Raw genomic sequence first — 19,475 nt, forward strand, 5'->3', positions numbered from 1 at the left:
CGAACACCTCGAACCGCTCTGGGTGCGCGCACCGAACGTCCCTCCCAGAGGAGGGGCGGAGGCATCAGGTTGGCGCGGGACGACAGTCCAAGCTTGATGCTGCCCACCGCCTGCTGCTGACCCTGATGTATCTGCGCCATTATCTCCCGATGCACCTTCTGAGAAGGCTGGGATGCACAGTTCCAGTCGATTACCCTATGGAGTATCCATAATCCATTTGTACAGGTGTTGAAGTTCAAGTGGGGGGGAGACCAGAAAGCCCTGCAGGCCGTCAACGCCCAGAGCACCCAACTGAATTCTCTGGGTATCGGTTTCAACGCCCTTGGCGATGACCTCAAGGTCAAGGGCGCGGGCCAGTTGGGCCACCGCCCCCAGCAGTGCTGCGCCGCGAGGGCCTTGCTCCAGGCCCTGCACCAGGGCCCGGTCAAGTTTGACGGCGTGGATGGGAAGTGTCTGCAGCCCCGCGAAGTGGGCGTGACCTCCACCAAAATCATCGAGGGTCAGGCGCACGCCAGTGGCCCCGAGCGCTTGTAGGGCGCTGCGGGCGCGTTCTGGAGTCCGTGCCACCACTTCTTCGCGAACTTCCAGCATCAGACGGGAAGGGACAAGACCGAACTCGGCTGTTGTTCGGTGAATTAACTCTGGCAACTGCGGATCGGCGAGTTGCCGGGCTGACAGGTTGATGGCCGCGCTGAGACTCGGCAGTTGGGCCAGCGCCATGCAGACCTGGGTGAGCGTCCAGTGGCTCAGCGGCAAGCTCAGCCCACTGCGCTCCGCCAGCGGCATGAAGTGATCTGGGGTGACATTGCCGTAGGTTCGGCTGCGCCAGCGGACCAGCGCCTCCACGCTGCGCCGACGGCCAGTGGGATCTTCAAGCGGCTGGTAGACGAGGTGAAACTCACCAGCCGCGAGAGCACCATGCAGCGCCGCTTCCAGGGTGGCCGGCGCCACCTCACCGCTGCTTGCGCCAACCTCCAGCGTACTGCCACGCGCCTTGGCCCGGTACATGGCTTCGTCTGCCTGGGCGAGGAGGCTGTCCAGGTTCGATGCGTCGTCGGGATAACGTGCGAATCCGATGCTGGGACGCATCTGAAGTTCGACGTCATTGAGGAAAAAAGGCTCGTCGAAGATCCGCACGATCTGCTGGGCCAGGTTCAACAAATCGTCAGAATCGGCCTGCAGCAGGAGCACGAATTCGTCGCCGCCGGTGCGCGCGACCGTATCGTGTGGCGACAGGGCCAGCGGCAGCCGGGCGGCAACCTCTTTGAGCAGCAGGTCGCCGATGTGATGACCGTAGGTGTCGTTGACGGCTTTGAATTTGTTGAGATCCATCACGCCCACGGCCAGCCCGCTGCCGTGGGCCGCCGCTTCTCTGAGGGCGATGCGCGCGCGTTCAGAGAGCAGCAGGCGGTTGGGGAGCCCCGTCAGGGCGTCGTAGAGTGCCAGCCGTTCGAGTTCCTGCAGGCGGCTGGCTTGTTCGCGCTCGAGTTGTTCTTTGGCTTCGCGTTCAGCGGCGTAGCGGGCCTGTTCGTTCTTCAGCCATAGACGGTCGCGCTCCAATTCGCTCCTGGCCGCGACTTCACGGGTACGTTGGTCGGCTTCAGCGCGCAGCACCTCCGATTCGGCCGCGTGCGCCCGGCGGAGGGTGGCCAGCGCCTGCGAGAGGTTGCCGCCCTGCTCTTCGGCGCGCGCCTGAAGCGCCAGGATCCGAGCTTCCACCCGAACCCGGCGGCTGGCCCTGGCGTCGGGAAGCGCCGCAGAGAGCAGCACGCACGCTTCTTCCCTTCGGTGCAAGTCGAGCAGAACCTCGCTGGCATCGCAGCGGACATGGAGCGCCAGATCGATATCCGCCTCCGCCGCCGTTAGCGCGGTCTGGAAATGCCTGAGTGCCGATTCCAGGTCACCTTGATCACGCTGTACTTGCCCCAGGCCGTGCCAGGCGCTGGCCGCGAGAGCACCATGGTCGCCTGCCAGCGCCTGAGCGCCGGCCAAGAGGGTCAGCGCTTCGCTGAATTGCCCTTGACGCCGCTGCAGGTCGGCGTGGTTGATCATCACCGTCGCCTCGCCGAACGGTTGAGCGGCGAGGCCTGCAAATGTCAGCGCCCGCGTATACTGGGCATCCGCTTCAACAGGCAACTCGAGGGCGTCGTAACATTTGGCCAGATTGGCGGCCACCACCGCGGCGCGGGCCGGCCCCGCCTGCTGGGCCACCTGGTCAGCGCGCAGCAGATGGTCGAGCGCCAGGTTGAAACTGCCCAGATCGAGTTGTACCGCGCCGAGATTACAGAGCACGCCCGCACAACCGCCCTGGTCTCCCAGCGCCTGACGAATCGAGAGGGCTTCCTCCAGGTGGGCAAGGGCGCTCTGACTCTCGCCGCGTCCGTGTTCGAGGCCGGCCAGAGCGTTCAGGGCGTCAGCCAGGATCGGGTAGGCTCCCAGGCTCCGGGCCGCCGCGACAGCCTGTTCAAAGAGCAGTACCGCCCGCGAATCCTCACTATTCCGGAGCTGACGCGCTTGTTCGAGGAGCACCTGGAGGTGTTGTACTGCATCGTTCACGCTGGAGTCCTTCGCACCATCTGAGGTGCCCAGCGCAGAAAACCTACTGGAGCAGCCGGGAGGCGTCCAGCATAGCGCCTGAGCTCAGTTCAGCAGACAGCCGGCGGGCGTCCTTGCCTTCTGCGAGGGCCAGGGCCAGCGCACCGGTCACCAGCGGCGCAGCAAACGAAGACCCACTGGCATTAACCGTCCGGCCACCCGGATAGGCACTCTGCACGGCCACGCCCGGTGCCAGGACTTCACCACCACGGGTGCTCCAGCCGGGAAAGGTGCCGTCCGTGTTCACGGCGCTGACCGAGACGCCGTACTGCCCGAGCGGGTTCTTTCCGTCCAACGCATTGGCCGGCGACTCGGGTCGGTCACTGCCGTCGTTGCCGCAGGCGGCCACCACCAGCACGCCCCGTGACACAGCATGTTGCAGCGCCGCCCGCACGCCTTCATTGGAAACCGAAGCGGCAATACTCAGATGAATGATCTGTGCGCCCTGATCGACCGCGAAGCGGATCGCGCTGGCGACGTTATCTGCATCGCCGAAGCCGTCGGGGCTCAGCACCCGTACCGGCAGGATCTTTGCTCCTGGAGCGACCTGCCGAAGAACGCCAGCCACCGCCGTGCCGTGCCCATACGCGGGTTCGCTGTCCGTGCCCTGTTCCGAAGGATCAAGGTCGTTGTCCACGAAGTCTCTTCCTGGCAACAGCGCGCCTTTGAGCATCGGGTGCTCCACATCGATGCCGGAGTCGAGCACGGCCACCACCACGCCCTTACCCATCTGATGTGCGTGGGCCTGAGCCACGTCGATCTTTACGGCCTGCAGCAGCTTCGAGTTGGCCGGCATCGGCTGAAAGACGCCGTCGGCCCACCACTTGGCGCCGTCAGCCCACCACTTGGCGCCGTCAGCCCACCACTTGGCGCCGTCAGCCCACCACTTCGCTCCCTCGGTGGTAAAGCCCGCATGATCAACCAACCGCGCCCCAGTGGGAGACGTGGCCGCGAGGCTGGCTGCGACCAGCGTGGACTGCGGATCGGCGGGGTGTGAGGGCAGGCTACTGCAGGCACACAGAAGCAGGCTGCCTGATGTCATCAATATGACGATTGAGCGGATCCGCATGTCAGTCTGCCGCCTCTGCCGACGGGGCGGCCATGTCGAGTTGGTCGAGCAGGGCGCGCACTGCGTTCATGAGACTGTGAATATCGGTGGTCTCCACAACGTTGGTGCAACTGTTGTGGTGGCGCTTTTCGGACATCACCTGTACCCAGATCCGGCCGTCGTCGCACAGGAAGCGGAAGCTGGCCTGATGGCCGGGCAGTGGCGTCCAGCCCAGCTGGAAGTGGAGGCAACGGGTCATGAGTTTCTCGAGCAGCCAGTGGTCGAAGACGCTCAACTGCAGGTTGGCGCCAATAGGCGAGACCAGTTGCGCCGTCCAGTGTTGCAGGTGTGCGGCGCGGTACTCCTGGTAAACCCGCTCGGCCAGGTGGTTAACTTCGGACATCAGCTCATGCACGGCGCTGTCCGTACATGAGTTCTGTGCGTGAAGCTGTGATCCTTGAGGAGCGCGGCCTTCAAAGGCGACGGCCGCGCGGGCGCAGCTGCCGTCAAAGTGAATCTGAAGAGACAGATCGAGGCCCAGGGCCTGAACATTGCGGACAATGGAATTCACGGCGCCTCCTCGGCATCTGCTGGATGCCGCTGCTTGAAGCAGTCAGGAAGAAAGGGGAACTGCGACGAATCGCAGCGTGACGGATAGCCGGTCGCACCACTGGCTCAACGCGTCCCAGGTGCCCGTATACAGGACCGCGTTTCTTAGCCTCTATCAGACAAGATCCCGAAGGGCCGTGCTGATACGGTCTACCTTACGAATAAAAATACCCGCCCGCAAGCTGCTCCCTGAATCATAAAGACGAGGGGCGCTGAAAAGTACAATGGATTAAGCCGACCCCGGAAGTGTAGCCAGGTCAGCTTGGCGGCCCCTGTTGGGGTGACCTGAACCCGGAAAACCTGGCCACGTGAGAATGCAGGGTCTGGCACACTTGGCGTGCGGATCACGACTCCTCCCATAGGCAAGCAACTCTGGCCCTTGAGTTCCACCCTGCTGTAGTGAACCGCGTGTAGAAGCCTGCATACCGACGTTTGACAACTGCCTGCCCCCGTCCATCCCGTACGCCGAACCTTGACGAGGGTGGTCTTGCCCGCTCTGTTCACCCCGACGAGCGCCGTGGTTTCCCCGGCCCACAGGGTCAGGTGCTCGAAGACCGCCCGTCCCGCGCCCGGATAGGTGAATGACACGTCCTCGAGCGCCAGCGTGTGGGCCGGCGCCGCAGGGCGCGGGCGTGGGGACGGTGGAGCCGTTATGCTGGGACGCTGCCTGAGGAACTCCAGCAGGTGACTGCTGCACCGTTCCCGCTTCCCACCGTCGTCACCATCAGCAACGGGCAGTCAGGCTCTGGCGCGAGGTCAGGCCGCATGCGCTTTTGACGCTCCTCCGTCTTCCTGAATCCAACAACTTGCCATAACCGCAACCCGGTAATGGAATTGATCCGGGTTTTTTGGTCGATACCATTCGACCTGTAACTCGCCATCCCCCATTAAATGAAGACGTATGTCACTTAGAAGGAGTAAGCTGCGTGAAGCAACCTATCCTCACTTCAGGGGCTTGACACTGCTCTGGGGGTATTTACGCTTCATGTCCGACCTACTGATTTTTATTTCCACACCTTAAACGCTCTTCCTTCATCCCTTGCAATCCTCGATTGCCATGGGGAAATTCTGGAAGTGAATGCTACGTGGCGACAGTTCGCTGATGCCAACGGGCTCACCACGCCTCGATACGCGGTGGGAGTCAACTACCTCCACATCTGTGACTTGACCGACTCACCAGAGGCCAAGGCAGCCGCGCAGGGCATTCGCCATGTTCTCGCTGGGGTGGCCACGGAATACGTTCAGGTGTACTCCTGCCACGCTCCGCACAAGGCACGCTGGTTCCAGTTGCGAGTCGCGCGCATCGACGAGGGGTCAGCCATTCTGGTCGTCCATGAGGACGTGACCGAACGTACGCAGGCTGAAGAACAATTGCGGGAAAACATGGAGTTTTCTCGGGGTTTGCTGGAAAGCAGTCCGGACTGCGTTAAGCTCCTCAACCTCCAGGGCGAGCTCCTCTGGATGAGTGAGGGGGGACAGCGGCTCATGGAAGTTGAGGATTTTGAGCAGTTGCGTGGAGCGGACTGGGTAGGATTCTGGCCTGATGAGACTCAGGAACAGGTCAGGCAGGCAATCAACGCGGCTTTGCAGGGCGCCCTGGGTCGCTTCCAGGGCTACAGCCCGACTACAAAGGGAATCCAGAAGTTCTGGGATGTGGTGGTCACACCAGTGAGGAACACTGAGGGTGTTCCTGTACAGCTCCTCTCTACCTCGCGTGACATCACCGCCTTGCGTGTTGCCCAGGATGAAATTCTGGACAAGGCCTCGGAGACTACCCGAATTCTAAGCAATATCGAGGAGGCCTTTTTTAGTTTGGATAGCCAATGGTGTTTTACGTACTTGAATCCAAAAGCCGAGGAACTCCTTGGGTGCCCATCCTCAGTATTGTTGAGTAAAAACGTATGGGACATGTTTCCGGAGGCTGTAGAAACCGATATCTACAGGTATTACCATACTGCACGAGGCACTCAGCGCAGTGGTCAATTTGAAGAGTTCTACCCACCCCTCAACTGTTGGTTCAAAGTCAACGTTACTCCCCATCCCAAAGGCTTGGACGTGTTCTTTCAGAACATCAATGCCACAAAGATTGAAGAACAGGCACAGGGTGACCGGAACACCATTCTCGAGATGACAGTGGCGGGCCACTCCCTTCCTGAGATCCTGCAGCAAACAGCCCTGATGGTAGAGCGGCAGCTCCCGGCGCACGTCTGCGCCATCTCTCTCCTGCATTATGACCATCTCTCTCCGTATGCAGCGCCCAGCTTTCCTGCGCCGCTGCACGAGGCGATTGCCAGCCTCAAGGTGCTCGAAGGCAATGGTGCCTGCACCGCCGCTGTCCTGCGTGGTGAGGTGGTTGTGGTGGAGGACACTGCAACCAACCCACTGTGTGCGGATCTCCGCAGTGTGCTGCTTCCGAATGAACTGCGCGCCTGTGTCTCCCTCCCGATCATCAACGGAGACCGAGAAACCCTGGGCACACTTGCGCTGTATGCCAGAACGCCAGGGCCATTTCCTCCTCACGCGTTCGAAGAACTGGAGAAGGCCCGGCACCTTGCAGCGGTGGCGATCGAACACCACCGCCTTGCAGAGGAGCTGGCTTACCAAGCGCGATACGACCAGTTGACTGGACTGATGAACCGCCGCACATTCGAGCAAGAACTTGACCAGGTTATGTCCGTCGGGCACCAGTCAGAGATCGCGCTTTTGTTCATGGACGTCGATGACTTCAAGAGTATCAACGATCATCTCGGACATCACGCAGGAGACCAGATCCTCCGTGCGCTGGCGGAGCGCCTCAGACACACGACCCGCAGAGGGGACATCCTCGCACGCATCAGCGGAGACGAGTTCACAGTCATCCTTCCGTTTACCAGTGAAGCCGAAGCCGTGGTCGTCGTTCAGCGGATTCTGGATGCGGTGGCGGCCCCCTTTCTGATTACTGAACGGGAGGTGTATGTCAGTGTTTCCATTGGCATCAGCATCATGCCCGAAGGGGGGTATGACGCCGCCACCCTCATGCGCAGCGCTGATCTCGCGATGTATGACAGCAAGAGGAGTAAGGCTGGGTTTACCGTTTTTCGCAGTGCGATGAATCGCCGTGAATATGAACGGTTCCAGCTCGCTGCCGACCTGCGGCAGGCAATCGAGCGGAATGAACTGAAACTCCATTATCAGCCGCAGGTACAACTGGAGGACGGTGCCCTGGTCGGCGCAGAAGCCCTGCTCCGTTGGCATCACCCGAACCTCGGTCTGGTCTCCCCGGCGGCTTTCATTCCTCTGGCAGAAGAGACGGGGCTGATCGTCCCGATCGGGAACTGGGTGCTGCAGACCGCGTGTATGCAGGGTGCAGCCTGGCTGCATGAGGGACGGCCATCTATTCGGATCGCCGTGAACGTCTCAGCCCTTCAGTTCGAACGGGCAGACTTCGTGGAGAAGGTTGCCGCCTGCCTCGCTGCGAGCGGGTTTCCTGCCGAGCGACTCGAACTGGAGCTCACTGAGCGGGTGGTGATGCGCAACGCGGAAGACGCTGTGCAGCGGATGCACCAGTTGCGTGAGCTGGGAGTATCGCTGTCGATCGATGATTTCGGCACGGGTTATTCGAGCCTGAGCTACCTGGCACGCCTGCCAATCAACATCCTGAAAATCGACCACTCCTTTATCAGGGGACTGGGGGTCGCATTGCCAAGCTACCCTATCGTCGAGGCCATTCTCGGCCTCGCAAATAGCTTGCGACTACAAACCATCGCGGAAGGCATTGAAACCCCGGAAGAGCAGCGGGTGCTCCAGGAAATGGGATGCATTCTGGGCCAGGGCTTCCTGTTTGGCCGCCCGTGCCCAGGAGATGAACTCTTCACGCACGATTCAATGGCGGAGCAGAGTATAAACAACTTTGTTACCAAACTCTTTACCTAATCCGAAATTACGTTCCAAGCATTTATGCGCGTACGCTACATGCCAAAGCGTTTCCGCTATTTAAATACGACTCAATTCCATTGCAATATCCCTGAAAGTTCAGTTTGCAAATCACTTGAGCAGATAATCGTTTAAAATGTTCTGCACTATTACGCTTGCAATACGTCTGTACGCGGCTATCGGGCTTCATAATTTAAAGATCATTTCCAAGGAGTCTTCTCGTCCTGTTTCATTCGCGGGTAGGTGAAAGCCGGGCGAGGGCGCATCACCCAGTTCGGATGGCGTGATGTCCTGCGCCTGGAGCCCGGTCAACGGGGCGCGTCGAAACACTTCAAAGACCTGCGGCAGATTCGGGCAGTTCTCTACGCTGTCGCGCAAGCGCAGGTGACCGGCATCGTCCCAGTCGATCAGGGGCACATCGCCGTCCTGGCGAGGGCCCGGCTTGCGACCAACGGCGCGGTCACTGTGAGCTTGGAGCCACCAACACAGGAGCACAGGCTCGCGCAGGCCTGCGGCGTGTCCGGGGTGCCTTTCACCGCCTGCAACTCGGCAATGTTCGCGACTCCACGGTATGGTCGTCCACGCCCTCAGTACCGGACATCTTCGAGTTGAGGCTGTGCTGGACGGGACATTCCTGAACGTGTGACGGGTCGCGAACCGGCAGGACAAACGGCGGTGTTTTGGGTGTGTGACCATCCCAAAACCCGCCGATCTCCAGCGTACTGAACTCGCCCGCCACTTCAAAGCCTGCGTGCCCTTCCTGCGCCACGACACGCTGCAGCGTGTCGTGGACATCATTCTCGCGATGGTGACAGCCCGAAGCGTGAACCACAGTGAGCTCTGCCCCCACCTGCCCGGAGTCAGCTCCCTCGACGCGAAGAAACGCCGGGTGGAACGGGGCTGCCGGGATCCACAGCTGACTGAATCCGTGTTTCTGGCCTTCCTGCTGGCCCTGCTGCCCCCAGGGAAATTGCTCCTCAGCATGGATCGCACCACCTGGGAGCGCGGGACTACACCGCTGAACCTCCTGGTACTGGGCGTCGTGCTGCACGGCTACACGGTGCCGCTCGTCTGGATCGCCTTAGATCACGACGGCAACAGCGGCACGGTCAAGCGGATTCAGCTGGTGGCCAGGCTGCTGAAGGCTCTTCCAGCGACCCGCTGGAAGGGTCTGGTCGCCGATCGGGAGTTCATCGGCGGGGAGTGGTTTCGCTTCCTGAGACGCAAGGGCATCAAGAGAGCGATTCGCATCCATATAAGTACCAGGGTCATGTGTGCATACGCGATGAAATGGCCTTCTTCGTCAGTCTCGACATGCTCGGTGCGCAAAGACAGAACGTACCTGTGGAATATCGGCCAGTCGCGTACTTCACGGCGAACAGGTCGAACGGCTGGCGGGGAGCTGAGTTCTGGCACCTTAACCTCAGCGAGGCGCAGCAGCCCAGCAGGCGGCCTGAATGGATCGCCGCGCTCCAGACCAGCAGCGCTGCGGTTTGGCCGCGCCTCCTGACGGAGGCAGGGACAGCGGTTCGGGTGTAGTGGTGAAGGTTCGAAACTCGAGCGGGCACGTCGAAAAACCCATGGGCCAGTCGTCGCCTGAACCCGCGTTGCTGCCGTTCCTGCTGTCGAGTTGAACGGCGTGCTTGCTCTACGAGGTTGTTGCTTCGATCCGTGGAGACGCGCTCCACACTCTAGAGCACGGCAAGTTGTCGTTGGGCTGTACCACAGCTCAACAGGTTGTCGGTATAAATGATCTCTGGAACGTCATCTGTTCCAAGATGGCGCGAGGAAATAGACGTAGCCGCCTCGGTGTCCCGTACGTCCAAAGGAACACGTCCAGCACGGCTCCGTGATCGTCGCCAGCCCGCCACAACCAGTGAATGATGCCGCCCAACTCCACGTGCATCTTATCGGGGAGCCGGTTCCCGGTGGCGCAAGCCCTGGGTCAACTGATCACTAGAGGTGATGCACCACGTCCGGATGGATTTGCGCGTGATGCAGGTTCCCATTCCAGCAGGTCTTCGGCCTCTCGGAACCTCCGGGTGAAGGGGTGATCCAGCCAGACGGCATATCCGATCACAGCGAGGGGAGCCCGACAGCCAGGGAGCTTGTGAGCGTTCAGCACCGCGTCACCCTCCTCATCAACTTCCCACAACCGCACTCCAGTCAGCTTTGCTTGTTTTCAGGTCAGACCATACCTTTGATCCCTGGCGCTTTACACTCCACCCGATGTCCGACCACCCCTCGTTCCTTTCCGTATTCACTGAACAAGCCACGCCCGCCAACCATGACGGGGCGAGGGAGGCGCGGCGTCATGTCAATGAGGCGGGTATTGAGCAGAGTTCAGCTCTCGAACGCATCATTACGATCGGGCGAGGGCAGGGGGACATCAGCATGGCCCTACAGCAGGTTGCGGCGTCGTTGCGATCGCCTGACACCACACGGTCACCAGCCGAGGTGCAGTCCCTGATGGGCACGGCACGCCGACAACTGGCCGCCGTGGCCCACCTCGAGGGCGTGGTGGCGGCAGCGCTCCACGCAGTCAGGGTGACACCGGTTGAGCACATCAGCGTGGAAGTTCTGCAGGGTATCAGTGCCACGGCCCGGGATCAGCTCGCAAACCTTGAGCAGTTAATTGCTGAGGCTCAGGACACCACAACGTCAGTTCAACACCAGGCGGAGCTTGAGCAGATTTGCGCGACGGTGCACACGGCCCTTGACATCCAGGATCGTCAGATCGCTGAACCAGTCGCCTCGCTGAGCATGGTCGTCGAGCAAACTGTCGATGAGATCGCGAAACTAAATCTCGAAAGCATGTTCAACGACCTGACCCAGGCCGCAGGCCGCTTGGCCCAAGGTCACCTGGATGAAACCGTACCCGAGCCATTACTGTCTGAGGGCGTCGCCTTGGCCCGCAGCCTGAACCACATTGCAGCGTTCATGGCCCGTTCCCGCGATGAGCGCCTCAGCACCAACCGGGACCTTGAAGGCTTCGCGCGTGCGGCGTCGCATGACCTGCAAGAACCGCTCCGGATCATTGGAATGTACGCGTCCCTGCTGAGCCAGCGGTACTCCGATGTGCTCGATGTTCAGGGTCAGCAGTATCTCGGCGTGATTCAGGACGCCCTCAAGCGTGAACGCGTGCTGGTGCACGACCTGCTGGAGTTCGCGCGTCTCGGAGCGGCGGAACAACGCCACGTTCAGATTGATGCCGCCGTGGTCGTGGCAGAGGTCATCGACGAATACGCAGCCCTCATCGGTGCCACCGAGACGCTCGTCACAGTCGCCCCACTCCCCACCGTTCACGCCGACCCACTCGAATTCACTCAGTTGTGGCGCAATCTGATTGGGAATGCGCTGAAGTTCCGGCGCGAGGAGGGGCGCCCGGTCATCAGTGTTCGCGTCACCCTCGACGCCGAGGTCTGGCATTTCGTGGTGGAAGACAATGGAATGGGATTTGACCAGAGATACGCCGACCAGGTGTTTGGAATGCTGGAGCGGCTGCAGACTGCCCTGCACTTTGAGGGAAGCGGACTGGGGCTCGCCATCAGTACCAAGATCGTGGAACGTGCAGGAGGCCGGCTGTGGGTGGACTCGGAACTCGGAACGGGCAGCGTCTTCCATTTCACGTGGCCTGTCTCAACGTTGCCAGCAGACTAAGGCGACAACCACGCCGCGAAGGACACCCATGAACGCGTCGTCATGTGCTTTTGGAAGCGAAAGCTTGCCCACGGCCTGACCTGAATTCAGGCGCTGTCACAGTTGATGAACCACACGTCATTGTGTCTTACATGGCAAGGTGACTTGGTTGTACCCAGCGGGTGGTGAGTGCAGTGACCAACGTGATGAGATCCTGGAAATCATTGGGTTTGACGAGATAGTCGTCCGCACCCAGCGTGGCACAGAGCGCCCGATCCCGCTTAGCATCTGAGGTCGTGAAGATCACGACGGGAATGGGAGCGAGAAGCTCATCCTGCTTCACGGCCTTGAGCAGATCGAAGCCGTTCATACGGGGCATATTCAGGTCAAGGAGAATCAGCTGGGGAGATCCAGCAGGCCGCTGGGCATAGGAACCAGAGCGCTGCAGGAAGTCCAGAGCGTCATGTCCATTCTGGGTCACTGCCAGTTCCGTGTCGAGCCCGGTCGCCTCGAAGGCCAGGGTAGCAATAAAGACATCGTTCGGATCATCTTCAACGAGAAGTATCATGCAAACGCTCCTGATGACGGCTGACCAGATGAACAGGCAGCCAGATAGGCGACAGAACTGGCATATACCGAAAATAGCCCCGAACTGACACAGGACTGTCACACCAGCATCTGGCAAGCGAACTGCGGTGGTGCCGGCCGCCTTGAACGACGCCTTGGCAACTCGTGGTGATCACATCGCAGGCACTGCCGGATCCAGAGCGTAGAGCAGTCCCATCGTTCCACACGCCGACACGAGCGCCAGCAACGCGGGTTCAGGTCACGGCGACGGGCACAGGGGTTTCTCGACCTACACGCCCGCATCACAAATCTCCACCACCCGGCGCGCTGCACCGTTCCCACTCTTCATCGTCGTTACCAGCAGAAACAGGCGTTCGAAGTCTGGCGCACAGTGGTACAGGCAGCGGCCTGAACTTCAGGCCGCCTGCCTCTCTGACGCTTCTGCGCAGCCTCAAAGCGAACACCTTGCCACAGCCGTCGGCAACCCGATTCGACTGCAGGAGTCGAGGGCTCTGGTTTCAGGGGGTGGCGCACACCGCCTCGGCCTGTGCCGGAAGGGGTTCAAGGTCGCCGTCTGTGGTGGGCTGCCTGCGCGCCAAACCGTGCACGCGGCCCGTCTGTTTCAGGAGTAAGGTAAAGCACTCACGGGACTCCAGTTGAAACCGTCATCCCCCGAGCAGTGAGTGGTGGGCAGGATGGCGGCCGCACGCTGTCCCTCCTGACTGCGGGAGGCGCTATGACACGCGTGCTCATGGTCAATGGCAACCCCAAACCCCTCGAGCAGTCCTACTCCCTGCGCCTCGGGCACTGTTTCCAGGAGGCCTATCAACGTGACGATGCCACCGCACGCTTCGAGAGCCTCAGGTTGTATGCCGATCACATCCCGCTGATCGATGCCGACATCATGGTGGGCTGGGGCAAGCTTGCGCAGCAGCAGACACTCGATCCCCACGAGGCCCACAAGGTGGGGCGGCTGAGCGACCTGGTGGATCAGTTCCTGGCGGCTGACCTGGTGGCGTTCTCGGTGCCGATGTGGAACTTCGGCTATCCGCCGATGGTCAAGGCGTATATGGACGCGGTGGCGATCGCGGGAAAGACCTTCCAGCACACCGTGCGGGGGCCGGTCGGCCTGACGAGCGGCAAGCGGGCGGTCATTCTCGAGGCGCGGGGCAGCGTGTGGAGTGAGGGTTCCGGTCAGGTACTGGAGCATTCGGTGAGCCACCTGCGGGCCTTTCTGGGGTTTTTGGGCGTGATGGACGTGCAGGCGGTCTTTGCGGAGGGCCTGGGGATCGATCCGAATCAGAACGAGTCGATCTTTGCGGCGGCGGCCGCGCGGACGGAGGTGCTCGCGCAGGCGTGTGCACAGCCGCTGCCGCAGGCCTAAATGACCTGCCCCTGCCTCGGCCTGTGCCGGGAGCGGGGGTTTTTTGATGCCTACACTTGCCGCCGTCGCTCCACCCTCAAGGTGACCGGCAGGTCATGATGTGGTACAGACCACGTGTGGCACGAAAAATCTGTGAGGTCGCTGTAAGGCACAGCGGCCCATAGTCCCAGCGTGAACTGACCCGTTCATCCCTGACCCCCACCGCGCAGACCACTGCCAGTGAACGCCCTTCGCTGATCCTGTCTGATGCCAGGTCAGAACCCCCAGCCCACCCACGTGGCCTGGAAGGAGCCGTCATGCCCAAGCACCTGAAACGCGTTGCCGCCCTCACTGCCCTCACCGCCCTGCTTGCCGCCTGCCAGCAGACCACCGCCCCCCACCCCCAGGCCGCCCTCGTCAAGGTCAACCTCAGTGCCGCCACCCTGCGTCAAACCCAGGGCATGCACGCCCTGGGCTTTACCAGCGACGTCCCCAACGCCCACTACGACGTCACCATCCGTGACAACGCCGGGCACATCGTCGCCTTCAATGGCACCACCTTCGATCCCACCGGGAACGGCGCCACCACGCTCACCCTGGGCCAGGCCAACGAGTTCACGCAGACCCTCCTGCTGCCCAAGGGCACCTACTCCTTCGAGACGAAGGTCAAGGACGACGCCACCAGTGCTGTGCTGCTCGGCTACGGGCCCAGCACCGAAAACCAGGCGTCCGTGGACGCGACCGGCAGCGTGATCCGGCTCAAGTCCCACGCCGTCTTCCAGGGAGCCTCAAGCGCGCTCGCCCCGGCGATGAACCTTGCGGAACTGTACACGGACAGCACCTTCAACCTGAGTCTGAACCTCAAGACAGCGCCCGTGCAGGGCCTCAGCGCGACCGTGCCCACCAGCGACATCGGCCCCGTGACCTACAGCCTGGGCAACAGCACCGATGGCGTGCTGAACGGTGCGGGCAGCAAGATCGGCGTGAACGTGACCGCGCGCGGTACCGCCAGCGATGCCGAACTGAATGTCACGGCGAACTTCTCCGCCTGGGTGTACAACGGCGCGACGGACACCGCCAGTGTTCAGCCGGTGAGCCTGTCGTTCGCCAAGACCATCCAGACGAACATGATGACGATCGACACAGTGATGCCGAGCGTGACGTTCGCACCCGTGGGCACGGCCTATACCAACCAGGCAACGCTGCTGACCGGGAGGGTGACGGACGACGTGCAGGTGCAGAACCTGCGGGTCTACGTGGACGGCAACCTGGTGGCGAGCACCGATTCTGCGGAACAGGTCCCCGGCGTGGCACCAGTCATCACTGATGGAACGGGCGCGTGGACGGCTCCGTGGGGCGCGACGAACGTGGGCACGGCGGACGTGACAGTGATCGGGGAGGACAGCAGCGGGAATGAAACCCGGCTGTCCCAGAGCGTGACGGTGGAGAAGCAGAGCGCCATCGAAATTACACCGGAAGATTACGGGAACTACTACCAGGCATTTGACGTCATGAACGGGGTGCCGCTGACCTTCAAGGTGAATGCGGATGCCAACCAGGGCATGCTGCACTTCAAGGTGTATGGGTACGCGACGGTGACGGCGACGGATCCCAGTGGCACTCCCCTTGCCATAGCCACCCAGTACACTGGATACACGGATTTCTACGGCTTCCCAAGTGGGCAGTACACCTTCACGGTGACGCCCACGCAGGATCAGACGCTGAACATCGAAACCCACTACGACTGAACCAAACCGTATGACCTACCCCGCCCTAGCATCAGCCAGGGCGGGGATGTTCGTCATTATCAGGCCAGTGGGGGCGTGCTCCCGGACTATCGGACAGCTCTGACCCATCACCGCCATGGCTGATGCTGGGACAAGCTGGATTTCCGTTGCTCAGGACGATGGAGCGTTGCTTCATGGAACGTCAGGGCGGCTGGGCCGCTTCCTACACTGAGCCATGGACGCCGCAGAGCTCGAGCAGTGGCAATCTGCGCTCCCCACCGACCGGGATGAACTGGAGCTTATTCTCGAACAGTTACAGGCGGACTGGATCGAGGCCGAGGCGGCCCTGCTCGCAGCCATCCAGCACGGCAGTGGAGATATCATTCATCAGGTCATCACCGTTCTCGGCCAGCAGATCAGGATCATCGAGGATCGCCTGCTGTCATAACCCTGTTTCCAGGGGGGATCAGGATCACTATCATCGGCGAATGAAGCCCACCTCCCTGCGGGTGCTGCTGGTCGATGACAATCCAGTTGATCTCGAACTGGCGCACGCCGCATTCAGTGAACAGTCTGAGCATACGCACTTGACCACCCTGGGGAGCGGGGCGGCCACGCTGACGTACCTCCGTGACCCAGCGCACGCGCGTCCGGACGTCGTACTGCTGGACATCCACATGCCCCTGATGAGCGGCTTCGAGGTGCTGCAGACCATCAAAGGTGATCCAGCCCTGCAGACCATCCCTGTGGTCATGCTGTCCACGTCGGCCAACCCACTGGATACGGAACTGGCCTACCGACTGTTTGCGAGTTCCTACCTGGTGAAGGAAGCCAGCCTCGATGCCTTCCAGAACCAGGTGGAGGCCTTCGTGCGGTACTGGGAGCAGTGTAAAGTCGCGCGTCAGGTCGCGGACTGAGCAGGCGTCGAGTTCCTCATTGGTTCGAACCCATACCGCCCCGGCCGATGTCGGGGTGGGGCGGTGTTCTGTCAGGAGGAACCTGAACCGTGCCGCAACAGCTCGATGCCGTCTCGGATGCGTCCGACCAACTCACGGGGCGGGGCCTCGCTCCACGGCCGGATGTGGTGCGTGACCAGGAATACGAAGGTCTTCCGAGTGATGTCGTCCGTGAAATCTGGCTGGTGAGTGACATGGTGGATGAACGTTCGCAGGTGTTGATCATCGAGGACATGGAGTCTGCCTTTGTTTGCGGCCACGTGGAACGCTTCGAGGCCACGTCCTGCGCGCAGGCGTTGGCGCAGCGTGACCAGGATGCTCGCCTGGGCGCCCCATCGATGGAAGGCGGCCTGGCCGGCTCAGTCAGGCGGGTGCGCGTGGCCCACCCGCTGCCCTGGGACGTTCACGCGGGAGCTGGCAGCGGCACCAGTAGTGCAGGAAGTCATCCACCTGCTTCAGAAACTCGGGGAAGCTGTGGGCTTTGACCCGGTATGAACTGGCGTGCAGGGTATAGGCCAATTTGACATCCATCGGGCTGGCAGACGTCGAGAGCATGACGACGGGAATGTCCTGCAGCATCGGGTCAGACTTCATGACCTGCAGGAGCTCCAGCCCGGACATCAAGGGCATGTTGACATCCAGCACCACCACGTCTGGCATGTCGACTGACACGTCGCACAACGTCTCAAGAGCAGCACGGGCGCTTGTACGCGTCACCAACCGTGCGACCTCCTGGTGCTCAGCGAAGGCAACTTCAGCCAGCTCGATCTCAACGGGATTGTCATCGACGAGCAGAATTCGAAGTCGTTGCATAGGACACCGTACCTTCATTGTTCTTCACCAGTGCGTTTCCGACTGGCCTGTCTTGGTGTAGCAAAACTGCATTTCCGCGTTGTTACAGCCCTTGAGAGCGGGTGGGTGTCGCCTCAGGGTTCGAGTGCTGTTTCGAGTTGCGCCGCCTTTGGGCGCTCTCGCCGTATCCAGACACGACCCATCAGGCTGGGGTCACCTGCAGGATGCGCGGCTGCCAGCTGGTCAGGGCCGCGCCGCGGGCCTCGTGCGGTGCACCGTCCAGCCACACGTCGATATCCTTGCTGAGCTGCAGGGCCGGCCTCCGGTCATGCACGTCGACCAGATCCGGCGTGGACGGCCGCGTGACGATGGTGCAGGACTCCAGTGGGCCATCCGGAGTCTCGACGCAGTTCCACAAGCCCGCGACCAGGAGGGGCTTGGCATCCTGGCGGGCGATCCTAACCTTGGTCTTCACACCCGCGCTGCTGGGTCACTCCCAGAACCTGGCGATCGGGATCACGTAGCGCTGGGTCTGAAACGCGGTGCGGAACATCGGCTTCTCGTGCACGGTCTCGATCCGGGCGTTGAAGGACGCGAACTTTCTGGCCTCGCCCAACCCCATGCCGTGCGGCACCAGGCCCCAGCGGCCGAACGCCGCCTCGAAGCGTCCACCAGTCCGGCGCACGATGCGGAGCGGGTCGGTGGGGCGGATCTCGTGCCGCATGGTCTCCAGCTCCCAGCCCTGACGGCCGAAGACGTCGTTCAGGGTCTCCCAGCCGATCAGGCCGAGGTTATCGTCCGCGCGTCCGCACACGTCCACCCACCTCCACGCCGGTCTTGCTCATGGCCGCATGGTGACGCAGGAAGATTGCTTCCGCCCGAGGCCACGTGCCGCGTTATGTCCAGAATCGCAGGTAGAACGCGAGGAAGACCAGCACAGTCCCTATGTTGGCCAGCAGGCGCGCCCAGAACTGACCGCGAAAGAACAGCAGATCCATGCCGACAATGACCAGTACCATCGCAATAACCAACAGCATCAGTCCCGTCTGGCGTGCCATTGCCCCTCCCGTGGCGAGCGTCGCGCTCGCCCGCACCTACACTGTTTACCTCTCGGATGGGGTGGACATGAACCGCTCCAGAGGGTTATCCCGCTTCGTCCAGTTCCATCCAGGCCAGCGAGGAGAACGCTTCGGCGATCTGGGGCCGCAGATCCCGTTGGGCGAAGCGCTGGAGATCCCTGGGCCAGTATCCGACGTACATCGGCATGGGAGACCGGAGCGGGACGCTGCTCATCCTCAGCAGCAGGCTCGCGCCGTAGTCCTCTCCCAGGCACCGGCGCAGCTCAGTGAGCGCGGCTGGCACCACATCCCAGTCTGCGGGCACCAGCAGCAGCAGCACTGGGCGCGCTTCGTCCATACCAGGAATCTGGGACTGCCAGGATGGGTGGACTCTGCCGGATTGACCTGGAGCCCGCCAGCTTCAGCTGTGAACCGGACGCACCCCATTCAGGGGAGAACAGCATGATGGGATGCCCCGATCCGCCACTTCAGCCATTGACCTCCACTGAGCGCTCGGGGGTCAACTGTGTCCACTGGCCTTCGGAGATCACTTCAACCGTACCGTTCGCCACCTGGATGGCCGTCTGGTCGTCAATGACATAGCAGGGCCCTGGCATCCCGGCTGCCCACCGCTCCGCCGCCGGCAGGGTATTCCCCGGCATCATCGCGTGATCCAGGTGCGGGAAGATCGAAAAGTCAATCACCCCCAGCGTGCGGTCATCCCGCGCCGACGGCCAGTGGACAAAGTCCTCACCGATCCGCGGCGTCATCACCATGCTCCCGGCACTCACTCCCACCCACACGGTCTCGGACAGCGATGGCAGGAGGTCCGCCAGCCCGGATTCCTGCATCCAGTGGCACAGGAACGTGGCGTCGCCCCCATCCACCAGCAGGACGTCGGCGTCCTGAACCCACGGCACCCACCGCTCCCGGCTGAGGCTCGGCAGCGCGGTGAGTTCGAGCACGCCCACCGACTTCCAGCCCAGGCCGCTCATGGTCGCTGGGGTCTGGTCGGTGATGAAGCGCCGGATCGAGGCTGGCCCACACATCGGGTGGCCCCACTGCGCGGTTGGAATACACAGGGCTGTGGACTCCGTGATCGGTTTGCCGAGCAGGCTGGTCAGGGCGCCCTTGATGCTCGGGTTGGTGATGCCGCCGGAGGTGAGCAGTAGTTTCACGGGTTCTCTCCTTGATACGAATTCGACCACT

General features: G+C 61.8%; 15 protein-coding genes, 2 pseudogenes and 1 riboswitch. Of the genes and pseudogenes, 7 read left to right on the forward strand and 10 right to left on the reverse strand.

Features of this window, described 5'->3' with window-relative positions:
* Positions 1-195: 195 nt before the first annotated feature.
* The 3 genes from E7T09_RS20340 to E7T09_RS20350 are packed head-to-tail and all read right to left on the reverse strand — an operon-like array spanning position 196 to position 4,214.
* The gene (locus E7T09_RS20340; RefSeq protein WP_136391036.1) at positions 196-2,556 is read right to left on the reverse strand and encodes an EAL domain-containing protein; all 2,361 of its coding nucleotides are present in this window, start codon (positions 2,554-2,556) and stop codon (positions 196-198) included.
* A 43-nt stretch (positions 2,557-2,599) separates the two neighbouring features.
* Positions 2,600-3,664, reverse strand: coding sequence for a S8 family serine peptidase (locus tag E7T09_RS20345; protein WP_136391037.1), 1,065 nt, complete (start codon positions 3,662-3,664; stop codon positions 2,600-2,602).
* 1 nt (position 3,665) lies between these two features.
* Positions 3,666-4,214, reverse strand: a complete 549-nt coding sequence (locus E7T09_RS20350; RefSeq protein ID WP_136391038.1) for a hypothetical protein — start codon at positions 4,212-4,214, stop codon at positions 3,666-3,668.
* A 76-nt stretch (positions 4,215-4,290) separates the two neighbouring features.
* A riboswitch (cyclic di-GMP riboswitch) is annotated at positions 4,291-4,375 on the reverse strand.
* 843 nt (positions 4,376-5,218) lie between these two features.
* Between E7T09_RS20350 and E7T09_RS20355 the strand changes: the two genes are divergently transcribed.
* On the forward strand, positions 5,219-8,164 hold the full coding sequence (locus E7T09_RS20355) for an EAL domain-containing protein (RefSeq protein ID WP_136391039.1): 2,946 nt from the start codon (positions 5,219-5,221) through the stop codon (positions 8,162-8,164).
* A gap of 186 nt (positions 8,165-8,350) precedes the next feature.
* Here E7T09_RS20355 and E7T09_RS20360 read toward each other — a convergent pair whose 3' ends face one another.
* Positions 8,351-8,581, reverse strand: a complete 231-nt coding sequence (locus tag E7T09_RS20360) for a hypothetical protein (RefSeq protein ID WP_136391040.1) — start codon at positions 8,579-8,581, stop codon at positions 8,351-8,353.
* Between the two features lie 388 nt (positions 8,582-8,969).
* Between E7T09_RS20360 and E7T09_RS20365 the strand changes: the two are divergent.
* Both E7T09_RS20365 and E7T09_RS20375 read left to right on the forward strand, forming a co-directional pair.
* A pseudogene (locus E7T09_RS20365) lies at positions 8,970-9,416 on the forward strand (transposase); the annotation flags it as partial.
* A 977-nt stretch (positions 9,417-10,393) separates the two neighbouring features.
* Positions 10,394-11,824 carry an ATP-binding protein gene (locus E7T09_RS20375; protein ID WP_136391041.1) on the forward strand — a complete coding sequence of 477 codons (1,431 nt, stop codon included), beginning with the start codon at positions 10,394-10,396 and terminating at the stop codon, positions 11,822-11,824.
* 127 nt (positions 11,825-11,951) lie between these two features.
* On the opposite strand, the gene E7T09_RS20380 is transcribed toward E7T09_RS20375, so the two are convergent.
* Positions 11,952-12,371, reverse strand: coding sequence for a response regulator (locus tag E7T09_RS20380; protein ID WP_240741915.1), 420 nt, complete (start codon positions 12,369-12,371; stop codon positions 11,952-11,954).
* A gap of 735 nt (positions 12,372-13,106) precedes the next feature.
* Between E7T09_RS20380 and E7T09_RS20390 the strand changes: the two genes are divergently transcribed.
* The 4 genes from E7T09_RS20390 to E7T09_RS20405 all read left to right on the forward strand — a co-directional run bounded on the left by E7T09_RS20390 (position 13,107) and on the right by E7T09_RS20405 (position 16,377).
* Positions 13,107-13,754: an NAD(P)H-dependent oxidoreductase gene (locus E7T09_RS20390; protein WP_136391042.1), complete on the forward strand. Its 648-nt coding sequence runs from the start codon at positions 13,107-13,109 to the stop codon at positions 13,752-13,754.
* 296 nt (positions 13,755-14,050) lie between these two features.
* Positions 14,051-15,481 (forward strand): hypothetical protein, encoded by a 1,431-nt coding sequence (locus E7T09_RS20395; RefSeq protein ID WP_136391043.1) that lies wholly within the window; start codon positions 14,051-14,053, stop codon positions 15,479-15,481.
* 214 nt (positions 15,482-15,695) lie between these two features.
* Positions 15,696-15,908 (forward strand): hypothetical protein, encoded by a 213-nt coding sequence (locus E7T09_RS20400; protein WP_136391044.1) that lies wholly within the window; start codon positions 15,696-15,698, stop codon positions 15,906-15,908.
* 40 nt (positions 15,909-15,948) lie between these two features.
* Complete coding sequence (locus E7T09_RS20405) at positions 15,949-16,377, forward strand: response regulator (RefSeq protein ID WP_136391045.1); 429 nt, start codon at positions 15,949-15,951, stop codon at positions 16,375-16,377.
* A gap of 402 nt (positions 16,378-16,779) precedes the next feature.
* Here E7T09_RS20405 and E7T09_RS20410 read toward each other — a convergent pair whose 3' ends face one another.
* From E7T09_RS20410 to E7T09_RS20430, 5 genes and pseudogenes are all read right to left on the reverse strand, one after another.
* Entirely contained in the window at positions 16,780-17,229 is a 450-nt protein-coding gene (locus E7T09_RS20410; RefSeq protein WP_136391046.1) for a response regulator, read from the reverse strand.
* A 181-nt stretch (positions 17,230-17,410) separates the two neighbouring features.
* Positions 17,411-18,028, reverse strand: a pseudogene (locus E7T09_RS22385) (SOS response-associated peptidase).
* A 76-nt stretch (positions 18,029-18,104) separates the two neighbouring features.
* A complete protein-coding gene (locus E7T09_RS22030) occupies positions 18,105-18,266 on the reverse strand; it encodes a hypothetical protein (RefSeq protein ID WP_168734963.1) in 162 nt (53 codons plus the stop codon).
* 85 nt (positions 18,267-18,351) lie between these two features.
* Entirely contained in the window at positions 18,352-18,624 is a 273-nt protein-coding gene (locus E7T09_RS20425) for a hypothetical protein (RefSeq protein ID WP_136391049.1), read from the reverse strand.
* A 130-nt stretch (positions 18,625-18,754) separates the two neighbouring features.
* Positions 18,755-19,444 carry a Type 1 glutamine amidotransferase-like domain-containing protein gene (locus E7T09_RS20430; RefSeq protein ID WP_136391050.1) on the reverse strand — a complete coding sequence of 230 codons (690 nt, stop codon included), beginning with the start codon at positions 19,442-19,444 and terminating at the stop codon, positions 18,755-18,757.
* Positions 19,445-19,475: the final 31 nt, after the last annotated feature.

Origin of the sequence: Deinococcus sp. KSM4-11 (assembly GCF_004801415.1) — a bacterium.
Taxonomy (GTDB): domain Bacteria; phylum Deinococcota; class Deinococci; order Deinococcales; family Deinococcaceae; genus Deinococcus.

Coding starts and splice junctions, on each gene's coding strand:
- E7T09_RS20345 (WP_136391037.1), bottom strand. CDS start 3,664: ATGCGGATCCGCTCAATCGTCATATTGATGACATCAGGCAGCCTGCTT.
- E7T09_RS20375 (WP_136391041.1), top strand. CDS start 10,394: ATGTCCGACCACCCCTCGTTCCTTTCCGTATTCACTGAACAAGCCACG.
- E7T09_RS20380 (WP_240741915.1), bottom strand. CDS start 12,371: ATGATACTTCTCGTTGAAGATGATCCGAACGATGTCTTTATTGCTACC.
- E7T09_RS20390 (WP_136391042.1), top strand. CDS start 13,107: ATGACACGCGTGCTCATGGTCAATGGCAACCCCAAACCCCTCGAGCAG.
- E7T09_RS20395 (WP_136391043.1), top strand. CDS start 14,051: ATGCCCAAGCACCTGAAACGCGTTGCCGCCCTCACTGCCCTCACCGCC.
- E7T09_RS20400 (WP_136391044.1), top strand. CDS start 15,696: ATGGACGCCGCAGAGCTCGAGCAGTGGCAATCTGCGCTCCCCACCGAC.
- E7T09_RS20405 (WP_136391045.1), top strand. CDS start 15,949: ATGAAGCCCACCTCCCTGCGGGTGCTGCTGGTCGATGACAATCCAGTT.
- E7T09_RS20410 (WP_136391046.1), bottom strand. CDS start 17,229: ATGCAACGACTTCGAATTCTGCTCGTCGATGACAATCCCGTTGAGATC.
- E7T09_RS22030 (WP_168734963.1), bottom strand. CDS start 18,266: ATGGCACGCCAGACGGGACTGATGCTGTTGGTTATTGCGATGGTACTG.
- E7T09_RS20425 (WP_136391049.1), bottom strand. CDS start 18,624: ATGGACGAAGCGCGCCCAGTGCTGCTGCTGCTGGTGCCCGCAGACTGG.